The following is a 455-nucleotide window of genomic DNA, read 5'->3' as shown; positions in this document are numbered from 1 at the left end:
AATAGAACGCTACAACAGATTATTGCTTGGCGAGGAAAACCAAAGCAGATTAGAGTGGATAATGGTCCAGAATTTACTTCAACGGTACTCGAAGGTTGGGCAATGAAAAATGACATCAAGTTGGAATTTATAGAGCCAGGTAGTCCTTACCAAAATGGAGCCGCTTTACGCGGCGAGGCTGTTGAAAAAACCGCGGGGTGAACCCGCTCCTACCAACAACACAGAGTTCATGTGGGAGCTGCTTTACGCGGCGAGATAAAAAGCTCGCGATGTAAAATCGCTCCTACCAACAATGCAGAATTCATGTAGGAGCGCTTTACGCGGCGAGATTGTTGAATAATCGCGGGGTGAACCCGCTCCTACCAGCAACGCAGAATCCATGTAGAAACCGCTTTACGCGGCGAGATTGTTGAAAAATCGCGGGGTGAACCCGCTCCTACAAACAACACAGTCTT

At 47.9% G+C, this 455-nt stretch carries 1 pseudogene; it reads left to right on the top strand.

Annotated elements, in window-relative coordinates:
• Positions 1-156, top strand: a pseudogene (locus CEX98_RS21965) (DDE-type integrase/transposase/recombinase); the annotation flags it as partial.
• Between the last annotated feature and the right edge of the window lie 299 nt (positions 157-455).

Source organism: Pseudoalteromonas piscicida (assembly GCF_002744175.1).
Classification (GTDB): domain Bacteria; phylum Pseudomonadota; class Gammaproteobacteria; order Enterobacterales; family Alteromonadaceae; genus Pseudoalteromonas; species Pseudoalteromonas piscicida_B.
This window is presented reverse-complemented; position numbering and strand designations above follow the sequence as displayed.